General features: G+C 66.5%; 15 protein-coding genes and 4 pseudogenes. 10 read left to right on the top strand and 9 right to left on the bottom strand.

Annotated features, from left to right (window positions below; all coding sequences use genetic code 11):
* Positions 1 to 53: 53 nt before the first annotated feature.
* The 3 genes from HW532_RS01625 to HW532_RS01615 form a co-directional block, all read right to left on the bottom strand.
* The gene (locus HW532_RS01625; protein WP_213162757.1) at positions 54 to 1,667 is read right to left on the bottom strand and encodes an ABC transporter substrate-binding protein; all 1,614 of its coding nucleotides are present in this window, start codon (positions 1,665 to 1,667) and stop codon (positions 54 to 56) included.
* A gap of 81 nt (positions 1,668 to 1,748) precedes the next feature.
* Positions 1,749 to 2,480 carry an HAD-IA family hydrolase gene (locus HW532_RS01620; RefSeq protein WP_213162756.1) on the bottom strand — a complete coding sequence of 244 codons (732 nt, stop codon included), beginning with the start codon at positions 2,478 to 2,480 and terminating at the stop codon, positions 1,749 to 1,751.
* A 163-nt stretch (positions 2,481 to 2,643) separates the two neighbouring features.
* Complete coding sequence (locus tag HW532_RS01615; protein ID WP_213162755.1) at positions 2,644 to 3,489, bottom strand: GNAT family N-acetyltransferase; 846 nt, start codon at positions 3,487 to 3,489, stop codon at positions 2,644 to 2,646.
* A gap of 237 nt (positions 3,490 to 3,726) precedes the next feature.
* Between HW532_RS01615 and HW532_RS01610 the strand changes: the two genes are divergently transcribed.
* Positions 3,727 to 4,392: a haloacid dehalogenase type II gene (locus HW532_RS01610; protein WP_213162754.1), complete on the top strand. Its 666-nt coding sequence runs from the start codon at positions 3,727 to 3,729 to the stop codon at positions 4,390 to 4,392.
* 15 nt (positions 4,393 to 4,407) lie between these two features.
* Positions 4,408 to 5,696, top strand: a pseudogene (locus tag HW532_RS01605) (NAD(P)/FAD-dependent oxidoreductase).
* A gap of 27 nt (positions 5,697 to 5,723) precedes the next feature.
* On the opposite strand, the gene HW532_RS01600 reads toward HW532_RS01605, so the two are convergent.
* Together HW532_RS01600 and HW532_RS01595 are read right to left on the bottom strand one after the other, a co-directional pair.
* On the bottom strand, positions 5,724 to 6,683 hold the full coding sequence (locus HW532_RS01600) for a GNAT family N-acetyltransferase (RefSeq protein WP_213162752.1): 960 nt from the start codon (positions 6,681 to 6,683) through the stop codon (positions 5,724 to 5,726).
* Positions 6,684 to 6,798: 115 nt separating this feature from the next.
* Positions 6,799 to 7,653, bottom strand: a pseudogene (locus HW532_RS01595) (LysR family transcriptional regulator).
* Between the two features lie 95 nt (positions 7,654 to 7,748).
* Here HW532_RS01595 and HW532_RS01590 point away from each other — a divergent pair.
* The 5 genes and pseudogenes from HW532_RS01590 (at position 7,749) to HW532_RS22410 (ending at position 9,414) form a co-directional block, all read left to right on the top strand.
* Positions 7,749 to 8,130 (top strand): annotated as a pseudogene (locus HW532_RS01590) (tautomerase family protein).
* A 138-nt stretch (positions 8,131 to 8,268) separates the two neighbouring features.
* Positions 8,269 to 8,441, top strand: a pseudogene (locus tag HW532_RS22500) (glutathione S-transferase N-terminal domain-containing protein); the annotation flags it as partial.
* The gene (locus tag HW532_RS01585; RefSeq protein WP_425491916.1) at positions 8,385 to 8,987 is read left to right on the top strand and encodes a glutathione S-transferase family protein; all 603 of its coding nucleotides are present in this window, start codon (positions 8,385 to 8,387) and stop codon (positions 8,985 to 8,987) included. The pseudogene HW532_RS22500 and the gene HW532_RS01585, both read left to right, overlap by 57 nt.
* Positions 8,984 to 9,178, top strand: coding sequence for an acyl-CoA thioesterase (locus HW532_RS22415; RefSeq protein ID WP_343068673.1), 195 nt, complete (start codon positions 8,984 to 8,986; stop codon positions 9,176 to 9,178). The genes HW532_RS01585 and HW532_RS22415 overlap by 4 nt, the downstream gene beginning before the upstream one ends.
* Positions 9,166 to 9,414 carry an acyl-CoA thioesterase gene (locus HW532_RS22410; protein WP_343068662.1) on the top strand — a complete coding sequence of 83 codons (249 nt, stop codon included), beginning with the start codon at positions 9,166 to 9,168 and terminating at the stop codon, positions 9,412 to 9,414. Before HW532_RS22415 ends, HW532_RS22410 begins: the two co-directional genes overlap by 13 nt.
* On the opposite strand, the gene HW532_RS01575 is transcribed toward HW532_RS22410, so the two are convergent.
* Positions 9,383 to 9,985, bottom strand: a complete 603-nt coding sequence (locus HW532_RS01575) for a TetR/AcrR family transcriptional regulator (protein WP_213162751.1) — start codon at positions 9,983 to 9,985, stop codon at positions 9,383 to 9,385. The genes HW532_RS22410 and HW532_RS01575 overlap by 32 nt on opposite strands.
* Before the next feature lie 111 nt (positions 9,986 to 10,096).
* On the bottom strand, positions 10,097 to 11,011 hold the full coding sequence (locus HW532_RS01570) for a LysR family transcriptional regulator (RefSeq protein ID WP_213162750.1): 915 nt from the start codon (positions 11,009 to 11,011) through the stop codon (positions 10,097 to 10,099).
* A gap of 97 nt (positions 11,012 to 11,108) precedes the next feature.
* Here HW532_RS01570 and HW532_RS01565 point away from each other — a divergent pair, with 97 nt between their 5' ends.
* Complete coding sequence (locus HW532_RS01565) at positions 11,109 to 11,927, top strand: NAD(P)H-dependent oxidoreductase (protein WP_213162749.1); 819 nt, start codon at positions 11,109 to 11,111, stop codon at positions 11,925 to 11,927.
* Between the two features lie 348 nt (positions 11,928 to 12,275).
* On the opposite strand, the gene HW532_RS01560 is transcribed toward HW532_RS01565, so the two are convergent.
* Positions 12,276 to 12,818: a peptidase associated/transthyretin-like domain-containing protein gene (locus HW532_RS01560; RefSeq protein ID WP_213162748.1), complete on the bottom strand. Its 543-nt coding sequence runs from the start codon at positions 12,816 to 12,818 to the stop codon at positions 12,276 to 12,278.
* Positions 12,819 to 13,045: 227 nt separating this feature from the next.
* Between HW532_RS01560 and HW532_RS01555 the strand changes: the two genes are divergently transcribed.
* On the top strand, positions 13,046 to 15,037 hold the full coding sequence (locus HW532_RS01555) for a tetratricopeptide repeat protein (RefSeq protein WP_213162747.1): 1,992 nt from the start codon (positions 13,046 to 13,048) through the stop codon (positions 15,035 to 15,037).
* Positions 14,992 to 15,393 carry a hypothetical protein gene (locus HW532_RS01550; RefSeq protein WP_213162746.1) on the top strand — a complete coding sequence of 134 codons (402 nt, stop codon included), beginning with the start codon at positions 14,992 to 14,994 and terminating at the stop codon, positions 15,391 to 15,393. Before HW532_RS01555 ends, HW532_RS01550 begins: the two co-directional genes overlap by 46 nt.
* Before the next feature lie 17 nt (positions 15,394 to 15,410).
* Here the strand turns inward: HW532_RS01550 and HW532_RS01545 are convergent, their stop codons facing one another.
* Positions 15,411 to 16,190: an IclR family transcriptional regulator gene (locus HW532_RS01545; RefSeq protein ID WP_213162745.1), complete on the bottom strand. Its 780-nt coding sequence runs from the start codon at positions 16,188 to 16,190 to the stop codon at positions 15,411 to 15,413.
* Between the last annotated feature and the right edge of the window lie 18 nt (positions 16,191 to 16,208).

The following is a 16,208-nucleotide window of genomic DNA, read 5'->3' as shown; positions in this document are numbered from 1 at the left end:
GATGCGGGGTCGCCCGCACAGTTTACATATGCGGGCGACACCTGGCAGCGATATCAGCTTTCCAGCCAGACATATTCCGCGAAGGAATAGCCCATCATGCCGCCCAACGGGTTGGGACGCAGCCCCTTCAGCTTGGTGGAGAGCGCGTCGACATCGGAGATGTAGGCCGGGATGACCGTGCCAGCCTCATTGGCGACCATCTCCTGCATCTCCCAGTACATCGCCTTGCGCTTCTCCTCGTCGAGCAGGCCGCGCGCTTCGACGATCATCCTGTCGAAGGCCTCGGACTTGAACTGGCTCTCGTTCCACGGCGCATCCGAGGCATAGAGCAGCGAGAAGAGGATGTCGGGCGTCGGACGCGGGTTGATATTGCCGAAATGCACCGGCTCCTTCAGCCAGTAGTTCGACCAGTAGCCATCCGCCGGCACGCGCTGCACATCGAACGTCATGCCGATCTCGGAACCGGCCTGCTGCACCAGAACGGCCATGTCGATGGACGCGGTCGCGGCCTCGGAGGCGACAATCGGGATGGACTGGCCCATCACGCCGGCCTTCTCGAACAGCGATTTCGCCCGTTCGGGATCGAACTCGCGCGGCTTCAGCTCGGAATTGTGGTAGCGGTTGGCGGCGGAGACCGGCTGATCGTTGCCGATCTCGGCCAGTCCGCGCAAGACGGATTTCTGGATGGCCTCGCGGTTCACCAGATGCTTCATCCCCTCGATGAAGCCGGCCTTGGCGCCGGGGTCCAGATCGAGGCGGATGTTGAGGTCGGTATAGTTGCCCGACGTGGTGATCGAGGTTTCGACATGCGACTGCCCCTCCAGCATCCGCAGGGAGCGCGCATTGATCGATCCGGCAAGCTGGATATCGCCCGAAAGCAGCGCGTTCACCCGGGCATTGTTGTCGGAGATGGCGAAGAACTCGAAGCTGTCGAGATAGGGCCCCTCCGCCTTGAAATAGTTCGGGTTCTTCGTCGCGATGGAGCGTATGCCGGGCTCGAAGGTCTCGCAGATGAAGGCGCCGGTGCCGTTGGCGGTGGAGAAATCCGTCGTGCCGTCTGCGATGATCAGGAAATGGTGCAGCGCCAGGATGGTCGGCAGGTCGGCATTGGGTTCGGCAAGCACGATCTTGACGGTAAGGTCGTCCACCGCCTCGATCTCGGCCATCTGCTTGGCGATGGAGTTGACCTTGGACCCGACGCTCTTGTCGAGATGGCGCTTGAGCGAATAGACCACATCGGCCGAGCTCAGCGTCTTGCCGCTATGGAAGGCGATGTCGGGTTTCAGCCCGATCTGCCAGGTCTTGGCGTCGCTCGTCTCGATCGTGTCCGCCAGCTCCATCTGCACCTCGCCATTCTCGTCGAGGACAGTGAGGCGGTTGTAGAAGGCGGTGCAGCGCACATAGTCGGTGGAGAGCGATGCCTTGGCCGGGTCGAGCGTATCCGCCGTCGAGGCGGACCAGCCGGCCGCCTTCAGGTGCCCGCCGCTCACCGGCGTTGCGGCCATGGCCTTGTCGGCGCGCAGCAGAAGCCCGCTGCCCGCCGAAAGCGCGACACCCGATGCCATCAGCATTTTCAGGAGATCCCGGCGCGACGCCCCGCGGCGGATCGCATTCTCGATCATGACGTCGTCGCGATCGGTCCAGTTGGTCGGTCTGTTCCTCGTCATTTGCGTACTCCCTCCATTCCCTCTTGTGACTGGGGCCCGTCCGGTTCTTGTTGCCGTATCGGGCCCGTTGGCGAACTGGTCCTACCGTTCGAAGGCCCGGTCGGCCGCCTCGGCCAGGTCGGCGAGCGCGTCGAAACGGTAGTCGGGCTCGGTGAACCGCGCCGGCTCGATGGTCGCGCCGTAGCCCTTCTGTGCGTGGCGCCGCTCGATCCAGGCATTGGTCATGCCCAGCTCCCGCGAGATGCCGATATCGTGATGCTGGCTCTGCGCCGTGTGGAGGATCGCGGCCTTGCTGCCGCCCGCGCGCTCCACATGCGCAAAGACCCGGTGAAAGAAGGCCGGGTCGGGCTTCTCCGTTCCGGTGTCGTCGGTCGTGAAGCTCGCCCAGAACGGAAAGCCGAGCTTCTTCTCGTATTTCTCGAACGCCCAGCGGCGGGCATTGGTCATCGCGATCAGCCTGTAGCGGGCCTTGAGACGCGCCATGGCGTCCGCGCTGTCCGGGAACGGATCGGCCTCGCCCACGGTCTCGACCATGAAGCGGCGGTTCTCAGCACTGTCCGGCAGGCCGAACGCGGCGGCGATCTTGCCGTAGCAGCGGCCGAGATCGTCGGGATAGCGGTCCGCCTCGGGCTCGTAGCGCGCCTCGCGATAGACCGCGAGCGCGGCCTCGCCGTCGACCTCGACCCCGGCCCGCTCCGCGATCCGCGCCAGGCCGGACTTGATGGCGCCCTCGAAGTCGATCAGCGTGCCAACAACATCGAAGGTGACGTAGGAAAAGGCGGTCAGCGGTTTCACAGCGGTCTCTGTCGCCATCTCGGCCGTTCTCTCTCCTCTTCGCCGCCTGGACGGCGGGTATGCTCCATCCACCATTGCCGACATCGCTGATGGCGTTGCGCTGAAACATGCCGGGGGAGCGGCAGATTCTTTTGTATTGGGGCAGAGCGCAGTCATATATGCCGCTCCCGCCCCGCCGGGATCAGCCCAGGGCCTGGGACACCAGGGCATAGGTGTGGACGTCGCTGGCTTCGGGCGTCCCCGCGCCGCGTGCCATCGCGGTCCCGCCACCGGCATGGGCAAGGCCCAGACCGGCCGCGAAATCGCCGAGCCCGCATGCCTCCGGCAGGTCGATGCGCAGGAACCGGCCCGCACAGCGGCTGGCGCCAGCCGCGATCAGCGCACGCGCCGTGGCCGGATCGCGGGCCACGACGGGGCCCAGAACGTGCCCCCGGCCGAAGTCCCGCAGCAGGGCAAAGCCGCCCTCGGCGACAAGCACGTGCCCCTGCCCCGCGATCCGCTCCAGCAACCCGGTACGGGCAAGGCCGGAGGCGGCACGGTCCATCGCCGCCAGACGCGCCATGTCCCCAACTGCGCCCTCGCGCACCGGCAGGGCCGGCTCGGCGGGTACGGCAATCCCCTGATGCTGGGCGATCCGTCCCGTGACGGCGAAGCCCAGCTTGCGGTAGAGCGGCAGCCCCTCCTCGGTCGCGACCAGACGCATCTCGCGGTCGCCGGCCATGCCCATCACAGCCTGCATCAGCCGCCGCCCGAGCCCGCGCCCGCGCATGCCGCTGTCGACGATGATCATGTTGATGAGGGCCACATCGCCGAACACCGTGCAGAACGCCGTGCCGACCACCCGGTCGCCATCCAGCGCCGCCACCCCTTCGGAGACCGACAGCATGAGAGCCCAGTCCTCCAGCCGGTGCGGCCAGCCGACCGCCTGCGAAAGCGCAAGGGCGCCGGGCAGATGCGTTTCGGCAAAGGGCACGATCGGCAGATTCTGCGGCGTGGCGGGGGAGTTCCGGGTCTCCGCGGTCGTCATGAGCATCCCATCCTTCGTCTTCCGGTGTCTTGCCTGGGCGGCGGCAGGCCGTGTCGCGATCCGAACCATGCCCGCCTCCCTGCCATCATCGGCACCGATCTCGCCTCGCGGGCAGCACCTTTTGCCGCGCGACCCGCGCGCAACGGAATTTCCTGCGCTGAAACGTGCAAACGCAGCAATCCCTGTCACGGCAAAGCGGCGATGCTGACGGCAACAAGGACCCTTCGGAGCAAGCCCATGACCTTCCGCCCCAAGTTCATCACCTTCGACTGCCACGGCACGATGATCTTCTACGACATGGCGGGCGCGGCGCGTCATCACTACGCCGACCGCCTGTCGCGCGAGCAGATGGAGACCCTCATCCGCGATTTCACGGCCTACCGGCTGGACGAGGTGCTGGGCGCATGGAAGCCCTATGCCGAGGTGGTTCACAACGCGCTGGAACGGACCTGCAAGCGCAACGCCATCGCCTTCGATCCCGAGATCGCCGCCGACATCTACGAGCGCGTGCCGACGTGGGGGCCGCATCCAGACGTGCCGGCCGGATTGGCGAAGATCGCCGACAAGATCCCCCTTGTCGCGCTCACCAATGCGATGAACAGTCAGATCCCGCACAACATCGCGAAGCTCGGCGCGCCCATCGCGCATGTTTTCACCGCCGAGGACGCGCAGGCCTACAAGCCGCAGATGCGCGCCTTCGAATACATGTTCGACATGTTGGGCTGCGGGCCGGAGGACGTGCTGCACGTCTCGTCGAGCTTCCGCTACGACCTCATGACGGCGCACGATCTCGGCATTGCCAACAAGGCGTGGGTCAACCGTGGCCACGAGCCGGCCAATCCCTATTATGGCTATACCGAAATCGCGGACATATCGGGTCTTCCCGCGCTGGTCGGGCTGTAGGCCCCGGAGAGCGCGATGAAATACACCTCCTACTGGCACGATACTGCCGAGCCCTTCGCCGATGCCGAGGCCGGGCCTGTCGAGGGCCACTACGACGTCGCGGTCATCGGCGCCGGGTTCACCGGGCTGAGCGCCGCGCGCAAGCTGGCGCGCGGCGGAGCCAGCGTGGCCGTGCTGGAGGCGCACCACGTCGGCGCGGGCGGCTCGGGCCGGAATGGCGGGCACCTCAATAACGGCATCGCGCACGGGCTCGCCGAGGCCAAGGCCCATCTGGGCGCGGAACGGGCGCACGCGCTCTACCGCGCCTATGACCGTTCGATCGACATGATCGAGGAGACCGTCGCCGAGGAACGGATCGCCTGCGACTTCCGCCGCTCGGGAAAGCTGAAATTTGCCTCGAAGCCCTCCCACGTGGCGGGGTTGCGCGCGAATTTCGAGCTGATCAACCGCGAGGTCGACGCGGATACGCGCTGGCTCGAGCGTGACGAACTCCATGCAGAGATCGGCTCGGACGCATTCCATGGCGCCATGCTCTACGGCAAGTCCGCAATGATGCATATGGGGCGCTATGTGGCAGGACTGGCCCGCGCCGCCCACCGCCACGGCGCCCGTATCTGGGAGGACGCGCCGGTGACCGGGCGCCAGTCGGCCTCGGGCGGCTGGGCGCTGACCACGCCCAGGGGCACGCTGCGCGCCGAACGGGTGATCGCCGCCACGGGCGCCTATTCCGGCGAGGTCCGCGGCGCGCCGCTCGGCCATTTCCGGCGGCGAATGATCCCGGTCGGCTCCTTCATCGTCGCCACGCGCCCGCTGAGCGACGGAGAGATCGCGGCCACCCTGCCCGGCAACCGGACCTGCGTCACCTCGATGAATATCGGGAACTATTTCCGCCTCTCGCCCGACAACCGGCTGATCTTCGGCGGCCGGGCGCGGTTCTCGACAGTGTCGGACCAGCGCTCCGACGCGAAGTCGGGCGCGATCCTGCGCGCCTCGATGGCCCGCCTTTTCCCGCATCTGGCGGAAGTCGAGATCGACTATTGCTGGGGCGGGCTCGTGGACATGACCAAGGACCGGTTCCCCCGCGCGGGCGAGGCCGACGGCATGATCTACGGCATGGGTTATTCCGGCCACGGCGCCCAGATGTCGACGCTCGTCGGCCAGGCGCTGGCCGACATGGCCATGGGCGTACCGACACCAACCCGCTCGCCGGGCTGGACTGGCCAGCCATTCCCGCCCATAGCGGGCGTCCGTGGTTCCTGCCGCTGGTCGGACTCTGGTTCGGGCTGAAGGACCGGCTGTTCTGAACGCCGTGCCGATGCACCGGTGCGCGGTCAGCCCAGGGGATGGGCCGCAAGGGCGTAGACCTGCGTTCCCTCCAGCGGGCGCCGCTGCTTTCCGCGATACATCTCGGTCACGGTGTCGTAGCGTCCCAGCCCCGCCGCTTCGAGGAAGCCGGTGAACGCCTCGCCCTGGATCGGCGTGTCGAGGCGCACGAAGCTACCCACATGGCGTTGGATCAGGGGCGCGGCGAGCATCGTCGCGATGCGGTCGTCGCCGGCGACCAGCGGGCCGATCACCACGCCGCGGCCGAATGGGCGCACCAGCCCATAGCCCACGATTTCGCCCGCCTTCTCCGCGACGAGCCCCGAGGAGAGTGCCAGAATCGTGTCGAGCGTTCGGCGCCGCTCGGCGCCATAGGCCTGCCGGTCGAGCGCGCGGACGGCAGGCTCGTCGGCCTGTGTCAGCGTGCGCAGCGTGACGCCGGGCACCGGGTCGGGCAGTTCGGGTGCGCGGGCGATGCCCTGGTGCTGACCGACGGTCCGCAACGGCACGAATCCCTCGCTCTCATAGAGCCGGTAGCCGGAGCGGGTCGCGCTGAGCCTGAGGTCGGCCCCTGCGCAATCCGCCATCACCCGGCGCAGCAGCCAGCGCCCGGTCCCCAGCGTCTGCAAGCGCGGGGCGGTGACCATCATGCCGAGCATTGCGAAATTGTCTTCGGCGCGGAAACACATGGCCGAGCCCATCGCCCGGCCGATCTCGTCGGTCGCCAGATACCCCTCGCCTATCGCGATGAGGGAGTCCAGATCGGGCGCCCGGTGCTGCCAGAAGACGCCCACAGTCAGCTCATGCAGAAGCACCCGGTCCTCCGGCGTAATCCGCCGGGCCTGCGCGTCGAAATTGTCGACCCGCATGAAATCCGTCTGGTCCGTGCCGTCCTGCTTCGTTCCGCCGATCGCCATGGTTTCACCGTGTTGCCGTGCCGCGAAAGCCAGCTCTGCCTTCGCAGACATGGAAAACCAAGTCCCTTCTTCCCACTGTCGTGCAGAAGCCGCGCATTTTTCTGCCGTATCCCGGTGACAAATGGCAACATTATGTGGCGCGGTCGGCCGATCTTCCCCGATCGCGCTATTCGCGTACCACGCTCCTGAAGGCGGTCGAAAGGGCGGCGATGGCCTCGCGCGGCCGGCCCTCCCGGCGCGCGAGTGGAGCAGGATCGGCAGGCGCGGCAGATCCGGAAGGCCGAGCCGCGACCCCACCTCCACGCCCCGAGCGGCAGCATGCGCCGCGCCAGGGCGGCGACGCCGAGCCTTGCCATGATGGCCGCGGAGACCGCGGCAACGCCACCGCCGACAAAGACCTCCGTCCAGGCCACACCCGCCGCGTCGAGATGTTCACATGCCATGTTCCGCACGCCACAGGGATCCGGCATCGTGGCAAGCGGGAGCGGCTCGCCTGAGCGATGCCGCCAGTCCGGTCCCGAGAACCAGCCGAATTTCTCCTCGGTCAGAACCTCGCCGTCGGTCCGATCGGCATGAAAGCGCACGATCGCGGCGTCGAGCTCCCGCCGGTCGAAACTTCGGAGCAGGTCGCTTGACGAGCCGATCCGGATCTCGATGACGAGTGCTGGATCCTGCGCGTTCATTCGCCCGATCAGGGTCGGCAGTTCGGGCCCGCCACATGGTCGCTGATGCCGATGGTCAGGCGCTGGCGGGGTTCGGCGAACACGACAAGCGCGCGGTCGTGGACCTCCAGCAGCTCGCGCGCCTGTTTGAGGAAGGCCGCGCCATGCGTGGAAAGCTCGACATGGCGCGGCGTCCTCTCGACAAGCCGGCAGCCAAGCCGGGTCTCGAGCCGCTTGAGTTTCAGGCTGATCGCGGATTGCGTCGTCTGCATCGCCTCGGCGGCGCGCGTGAAACTGCCCAGCTCGGCGATGCGGACGAAGGCCCGCACGGCATCCAGGTCGAGGGAGCGCTCAGTCATTTTGAATTCTCATTACTGAAATAATATTCAATAGGATATCGCAATCATTGGAGGGCGTCTAATTTCGCTCGGAGACGAAACGGAAAGGACCCGCAATGCCACTCCTTCATATCTCCCTGCGTGCCGGAAAGCCGGAAGCCTATCGGCAGGCGATATTCGACGGCCTCTACCGCGCGATGCACGAAACGTTCGACGTTCCCGAGGACGACCAGTTCATGACCGTCACGGAGCACGACGCCGCGAATTTCCGCTACAGCGCGTCCTATCTCGATGTCGCCCGGAGCGACGATCTGGTGTTCATCCAGATCACTGCGAACGATACGCGCACGCCCGAGCAGAAGAAGGCGCTTTTCCGCAGGATCGCCGAATTGCTCGGCGAAAACCCCGGCATCCGAGCGGAGGATGTGTTCGTCAACATTGTCGAGGTGAAGAAGGGAGAACTGGTCCCTGGGGAACGGACTTGCGCAATATGCGTAAGGCGCTGCGGGCGCGATGACGGTTGTCGCGGCCATCCTTGACAGAAATGTCAAGGATGGCGAGAGTGCCTGCATGCCGGAGACAGGGGATCGATTCTCCGGTCTGACCGCGACGACGGCGACGGAGGGACGCTGATCCATGGGGATGGTGCTTTACGAACTGGCCGGCCGCGACCCGGCGCTGCTGTTCAGCCCGCATTGCTGGAAGGTGCGGATGGCGCTTGCGCACAAGGGGCTCGACGCGGAGACCCGGCCATGGCGGTTCACCGAGAAGGACGCCATTGCCTTTTCGGGCAGGGCCGTGTGCCCGTTCTGGTCGACGATGGCGAGACCGTCTGCGATTCATGGCGCATCGCGCGTCACCTCGAGGCGCGCTATCCCCAGTCGCCGTCGCTGTTCGGCGGCAACTCTGCGCTACCGCTCGCCCGCTTCGTGAATGCCTGGGCGGACAGCACCCTGCTGCCCGCCATCGCAAGGCTCATCGTCGTCGACATCCACGACTGCCTCGACCCGGCCGACAAGGCCTATTTCCGCGCCTCGCGGGAGGAACGCTTCGGCCAGTCTCTGGAATCCGCCGCCGCCGACCGTGCCGCGCATCTGGCCACGGTCCGGCAGGCGCTCGCGCCCTTGCGCCAGGCTCTCGCCGAGCAGGACTATCTGTCCGGCGACACACCGGCCTATGCGGATTACTGCGTGTTCGGCATGTTCATGTGGGCGCGCTGCTGCAGCCCCGTCGCGCTCATCGAGGCGGACGACCCGGTCTTCCATTGGCGCGAGCGGCTTCTGGACGCGTTTGGCGGGCTGGCGCGGTCCGCCCCCTGCTCCGGCACGGAGCGCACGCAAGGAGAGGCTCTGTGACGGACGATATCCGGCTCGACGATTTTCCCCTACGCACATCCGACAAGCTCCGCTATGCGGACACGGATCGCCAGGGCCATGTGAACAACGCCGTCTTCGCGACCTTCATGGAAACCGGGCGCGTGGCCTTTCTCCACGACCCGCAGCCCCGCTCGCCGAGCCGGGAAGCGCCTTCGTCATCGCGCGCCTGACCATCGATTTCCGGGCCGAGATCGTCTGGCCCGGCGAGGTCGAGATCGGGACCAGGGTCGCCGCCGTCGGTCGCAGCTCGCTCACCCTCGAACAGGGCGTATTCCAGAACGGACAATGCGCGGCCAGGGCGGAGAGCGTCATCGTGCTGATGGACGAGGCAACGCGCCGGTCCCGTCCGCTGTCGCCCGCCGCGCGCGACCGGCTCACCCTCCTGATGGCGCCCGAACAGGCCTGACGACCAGCGCGCGCGTCAGGGCGGCGGCATTGCGCCGGAGAGCCGCTGGGTCGCCATGGACGCGCTCCATGACCGCCAGTCCGCGCGTGAAGGTGACGACCACCTGCGCCGTCTCGCCCGGGTCGAGGACGAGTTGCCGGCTCATGCCCGGCCTGGTCAGTGCGGCCTCGACAATATCTGCAAGCGCGGTCAGCAGGCCGCGGACCCTCTCTCCCACGCGGTCGCTGGCGAGACTGCCGTCGGTCGCGGTCTTCGTGGTCAGGCAGCCGCGCGCAGGCGAGCCGTGGGTCATGGTCGCAATGGCCGTGTCGAAGAACCGGTCGAGCATCCCTTCGGCGTCGTCGCCCTGCAGGCTGGCCTCCGCCGCCTCCAGGAAGCGCGTCTCATAGAGATCGAAGGCGCGCAGGAAGAGGGTTTCCCTGTCGCCAAAGGCGTTGTAGAGCGAGCCGCGCTGGACGCCCGTCGCCCGCGCGAGATCGGGCATCGAGGTCGCCGCGAAGCCCTGTCGCCAGAACGTCTCCAGCGCGGCGGCGAGCACCGCCTCCTCGTCGAACTGCCTGACGCCGACCAATCGCGCCTCCCGCACGGGGCCGCCCCTGGATGCGGCCGCAAACATGACACCAATGTCAAGGATACCAGACCCGCCATGCGATGACGACCGCGCCCGCCCGCGCGGGCCGTTTCAGGCGATCCCCGGAACGGCCGCAATCTCCTCGGCGAGATAGTCGACCATCAGGCGCACCCGGCCAATGCCGGCGCGCTCGGGAACGATCAGCATGTTCAGCGGGACCGGCGGCAGCGAATAATCGGGGAGGATCTCCTGAAGCCGCCCGGTGGCGAGGAGGTCGTCGACGAGCCAGCGATGGGCCGGCGCGAAGCCGCGTCCAGCCACCAGCGCCTCGCGGACAGCGAGTCCATGGTCGACGCGGAATCGCCCGGCAAACGGCACGGCATGGGTTTCCCCGTCGCGATCCTGCAGGAGGAGCGTGTCGCTGCCCGCCACATTCGACATCCGTATGCCTTCGTGTCCGGAAAGATCCTGCGGCACGGCCGGCCGTCCCCGGGCGGCGAGATAGTCCGGCGCGGCCACCAGAAGTCGCCGGCTCTCGCCGAGCGCGCGCAGCTTCATGGAGCTGTCGGTGAGCGGACCGAGGCGCAGCGCGATGTCGACGCCCTCCTTGACAAGGTCGATCCGCTCGTCGGTCAGGCTGAGATCAACGCCGATATCGCGATAGCGGTCCTGGAAGCCGAAGACCAGGCGGCTCAGATGCAGGACGCCGAAGGCGGCTGTGCAGGAGATCCGGATCGAGCCGGCCGCCGCGCCGCGCGCGACCCGCGCCTCGTCGCCGGCCTGCTCCACGAGCCGCAGGATCCGCTGGCAGTTCGCATAATAGCGCCCGCCCTCCTCGGTGAGCGTCACGCGCCGCGTGGTCCGGCTGAGCAAGGGCACGCCCACGGCGGCCTCGAGCTCGCGCACATGCCGCGTGATCGTCGACTGGCCGACGCCGAGCTCGCGCGCGACGGCGGAGAGGCTGCCCCGTTCGGCCACGCGCACGAAGCTGCGCATGCGCTCCAGGGTTATGTCCGATCTATCCATTTATCGGCACAATCCTATCCATTTCGGATATCTACCGGAACGGCAGGCCATTGGCTAGATGAGAGGCCGGTTATCCATCGAACGGAGTGCTGATCCGATGAAAGTCCTGCTTGTCTACGCTCATCCCGAACCCCGCTCGCTCACCGGTTCGCTGCGCGACGTCGCCCGGGAGACCCTCCAGGCCGAGGGGCACGAGGTCGTCGTCTCGGACCTCTATGCCGATGGCTGGAAGGCCGAGGTCGACCGGGCGGATTTCCCCCCATTGACGCCGGATGCCCGGCTGAAGGTTCCGGCGGCCTCCGGCGAGGCCTTCACGGCCGGCGCGCTGACGGCGGATGTCGTCGCCGAACAGGAGAAGCTCCTGTGGGCGGACGCGCTGATCCTCCTGTTTCCCCTCTGGTGGTTCTCCATGCCGGCCATCCTCAAGGGCTGGGTCGACCGCGTCTATGCCTATGGCTTCGGCTATGGTGTGGGCGAACACAACGACACGCGCTGGGGCGACCGCTATGGCGAGGGGATGCTCGCGGGCAAGCGGGCGATGCTGGTCGTGACCGCCGGCGGCTGGGCGGACCATTATTCGGACCGCGGGATCAACGGGCCGATCAACGACCTTCTGTTCCCGATCAACCACGGCATTCTCCACTATCCGGGCTACGACGTGCTGCCGCCCTTCGTCGTCTACCAGGCGGACCGCGTCGACGAGGCGGGGTTCGAGGCCGTCGCGGAGGACCTGCGCGAGAGGATGCGCACGCTCGCCACCACCCGCCCCCTTCCCTATCGCCGGCAGAATGGCGGCGACTACCTGATCCCGAGCATGCGACTGTGCGACGGCCTTGGAGCCCCCGGCGCAACGGGATTCGCACTTCACCTGGACGGCGCGGAGCGCGGCCGGGCTGCCGACACGGCGGGAGACTGACCCCGCAGGCCCGCCAGATCCCTGTATTGCCGCTCTTTCGAACCGGAAAAGTGGTCTCCACTTTTCCTGAAAGTGCTCTAGACTTGCCCATGCGGGCGGAAGACGGCCCGCATGGGCATCCTTCGGGATGGGGGGAAACAATGAGAACGCTGATGTTGGCCGCAGCCTTGCTGGCTGTCGCCATGACGTCCGTGGCCGGAGCTCATGGCGGCGGATGCCGGAAGAGCTCGCCGCCAAGCCAATGCTGCCACATGGACAACAGTACGGGCACGGTCCATTGCCATTGAGGGGGCACTTACCGGGGGGCGACTCCCCTGCCCTTTTCGGCGCGCCGGGCGGCCGGGCGGCCTATTGCCCGTTGAGCGTCACGGTCAGGGTCTGGCCCTTGGCGAGAGTGACCTTCTGGTAGAGGAGCGCGCTCTTCTGCAGGCGTGCGCCATCGCGGAAGAACCCGGTGCCGACGACGAAATAGGTGCCGGCCGGCAAGCCATCGATCCTGAAATGCCCCTTCTCGTCGGTCCGCCCGACCCGGCTCAACGCCTTGAACCGCCGGTCGTCGTCGATGATGTCGACCGGGTCCCAGGAGACTTTGCGGCCGCCGAACAGGGCGCCGATCCGCTCCCGGGCGAAGGCGGTGTCCGGATAGACGCGGATTTCCGAGCCGGGCGGCGGCACGAGCATGGTCCCGTCATAGCGATCCGGCACGGAGAGCGTGCCCTCGATGCTCGCCGAGCCCACCTGATGGATATGCGCGGCCTCGTCCGGGTTGAAGCTCGCCTGCATCACATGCCGGCTGGGCAACGGTTCCGTCGGCTGGCCGGTCGTTGTCTGGCATGCACCAACGGACAGGACGAAAACTGCGGCAACCGCCGCGCGAAGTGCCGGTTTCATCGATCCCCTCCAGCCTCCCCCATTGAGGCCGCCACAATGCCAGTCCGCCCTTGCGCCGGCAAGCACGGTCATCGGCATCCATGGGTATCGGATCCTGCCCGCGAGGAGTGATTCAAAACCCCTATTGATTGCAATACGATCTATTATACCTTTAAATTGTACTTCGCCCAGACGGGAATGAGACCCCCAATCTGTGCTCGAATCTGCCGAGGGAGGGCGAAGACTGAATGACCGAGAGTATCAGGAGCCGCCGCAACGAGGCCGAGGAGAAGATGCGCGCCGGCGATTGGCTCGGCGCGTTCGCGTTGTGGGAAGAGTTGAGGCAACGGCTTCCCGGTAGTCCGATGCCCTATATCCTCGGTGCCAAGGCGCTGATCAACTATGGCGATCTGGATGGTGGTGAGGTCGCGATCACCCGTGCGCTGCGTCGGTTTCCCAAGGATGCTGCCGCCCTTGTCATAGGCGCAGGCCTCTCCTGCCAGCGCGGCGAGTGGCCTCAGGCCCTTGCGCGGTGGACGCGCCTCTGCAGGATCGCCCCGGAAAAGCCTGTCGGCTACAGCGGGGCGGTGAACGCCCTCTTGCGCCTGGGCGATCTCGACCGCGCTCAAACGCTGAATGCCGAGGCGATCGGGCGCTTTCCCGCCGATGTGACATTTCGGATCGCGGAGGCGCGAATTGCCACCCAGCGCGGCGATTTCGACGCGGCCTCCTCGGCATGGGCGAGAGTGCTGGCGATGGCACCCGACAACCCGGCCGGATACGATGGCTGGGTCGAGATGCTCATGACCCGCGAAAAGCCAGACAAGGCCGCGCAGGTCCTTGACGACGCGGTGATGCGTTTTCCCGACAACCTGGATTTCCGCATGAAGACCGCCGAGTTCGCCATGCGCCGGGGAGATTGGACGGCAGCCGCGCATGGCTGGGCGGAGTTGCGCAAACGTTTTCCCCGGCATCTGCCCGGTTATCTGCGCGGTGCGGATGCGTTGATGCGCGCCGGACGGCTGACCGATGCGGCCGAACTGCTATGCGACTACATCGACAGCGGTGGTGACGGGCTCAAGCATGTCTACGTGAAGGCGGCGGATCTCGCCGCGCTGGTGGCCGACGAGGACCTGTCCCGACAGGCCGCGATCGAGCGGTTGCTCCTTCATCTCTTCCACCAGCCCATCGCCAGCTATGCGGAGGCCGAGATGCCGGCCCTCGCCGTCCAGGTTCAGAAGATGGTGTTTCAGACTGGTTCCGAGCCGGAACCGGTTCGCAAGCAGATAGAACGCGTATGGCGCGCGGCCGGATACCATCGCAGAATCCCATCAGAAGAAGTCTACAGGGTGGGACTCGGACTCGGTCTGCTCGACTATCGGCTGGCAATTGCGGAAACCCATCGGCTTGTTCGCCAGTTCGATTTTGCGACGCTCAGGCACATCTTCTCGGTTCTGCCCTGGCATACTCTCAACAGGAACAGCCTTGAGGGTTATGCGGCGGCACTCCTGGAGGACTACGCACGGCGTGACGAGCTAGGCCCCGCGCAGAGGCAGGCCCTGGAGATCCTCCTCTCCGCATGCAGGTTCGACCTCTTCCGGGCATTGCGCCGTTCCGACCAGCGCCAGGCCAGCCCCGTCGCGCCGGCCATTCTGCAGGTGCCCTCGAGACTGAAGATCGCCATATGCGTCTCAGGCCAGCTTCGCGGCTATGTCGAGGCTCTGCGAACATGGCGGCATCTCGGCCTGGAGCGCCACGAGGCCCACTACTTCGTGCATTCGTGGTACGAGATCGGTCGCAAGCGCCCCAATATCATGCACGCGAACAGGGTTTTCGGTGGGCGCTTCCTGAAGACCTACATGAAGGTCTGCCAGGAATACGGACCCCAACGTGTGGGCAAAGGCTTTCCCGTCCTGCTCGGGAGTTTCGACCGGATGGGCCGCGTGAGCGAGCGCGACATCATGGATATCTATGACACCCCCCACGTCCGGCTCGAGGACGACAGCATGGAACCGTTCTCTAGCTTCTCCAATTCGAAGAAGATGTACTATAAGATCGAGAAGGCTTGGGAAATGGCGCACGACACCGGCGTGGACTACGACCTCGTGATCCGGATCAGGCCGGATCTCGAGATCGCCGAGGGGCCAAGGTCGACTGGCAATCCGTCTGTAGGGACAGTCACGCCAAGCGGCTCGTGGTCGCCGACCGCCCATTCTTCGTGCATCCGATCGGCGGCCTGATGATCGGCGACCAGTTCGCTGCCGGCTCGCCGCTGACAATGGAGGTCTATTCGACGGCCTTTAGCCAGACGGCACAGGGGACTGGGCCCTATGCCGGGCCGACGAATTATTACGGGCACCGCAACCTGGCCCACGCCCTGCAGGCGCAAGACATCGGGGCTGTTGTGCTCAGACCCACCATCAAGACCGGAAGGTTGCTCGATCCGGAGAGGGTTCCTCCCGCCGTCCTGCTTGAGCTTCTGGAGCAGGACATTGCCGGCAGGCCACCTCGTCCGTTCGACGACGAGCTTCTCGCCGCCGCACGCGCCGATGTTGCGGAGTCTGCCGCTGTCGTCGGGGAACCGGAACCGGCCTGACGGCTCGCCTCGCCGGATCAGGCGGCGAGCCTGGAGAGCTTGTCGGCCGCTGCGCGCAGCGGGCCGAGATGGGCGAGCGCGCCCTTGAGCGTGAGGCGCTGGGTCGGGGCGTGGAACGACAGGGTCGCCAGAAGCCGGCTCCGATCGTCGCTGACCGGGACCGCCAGCGCGATCATGCCCTCCATGAATTCCTCGTCGTCCTGCGAATAGCCGCGCTTGCGGGTGTCCTGGAGCGCCTTGCGCAGCTTCGCCCGGTCCGTGATCGTGCGGCGCGTGCGGGCTTCCAGATGCGCGGCGTCGAGATAGCAATCGAGCTCCACGTCGGAGAGCGTCGACAGGTACATCTTGCCGCTCGCGGTGCAGTAGAACGGCACCTGCGTGCCGACCGGGAGCTGGATGCGCAGGGGCCACTTGGTCTCCACGCGTTCCAGATAGATCATGGCGTCGCTGTCGGGGATGGAGATGTTGCAGGTCTCGCCGATCTCCTCGGCCAGCGCGTTCAGCACCGCATAGCGCGCGGTGCGGATATGGGCGGAAGAGAGCACATTGGCGCTCATCCTCTTCAGCCGCTCCGCAATGGTATAGGAGCGCCCGTCCATCTCGCGTTGCAGGAAGCCCTCCGCCTCCAGCGTGGCGAAGAGCCGGTGGATGGTCGCCTTGGGCAGGCCGATCTCGGCGTTCACATCCGTCGGCGTGACGGGAATGCCGGCCTTCGCCACCTCCTCCAGCACGAGCAGGAGACGCAGATTCGTCGGAATGGTGCCCGTCCTGTCTTCCGTCGTCTCGGCAGCGGTCAATGGTCCAGCTCCTCCATC

The sequence above is a fragment of the Kaustia mangrovi genome, from assembly GCF_015482775.1.
In the GTDB taxonomy this organism is placed as follows: domain Bacteria; phylum Pseudomonadota; class Alphaproteobacteria; order Rhizobiales; family Im1; genus Kaustia; species Kaustia mangrovi.
The sequence above is the reverse complement of the archived record's forward strand: the minus strand, read 5'-3'. Positions and strand labels throughout refer to the sequence as shown.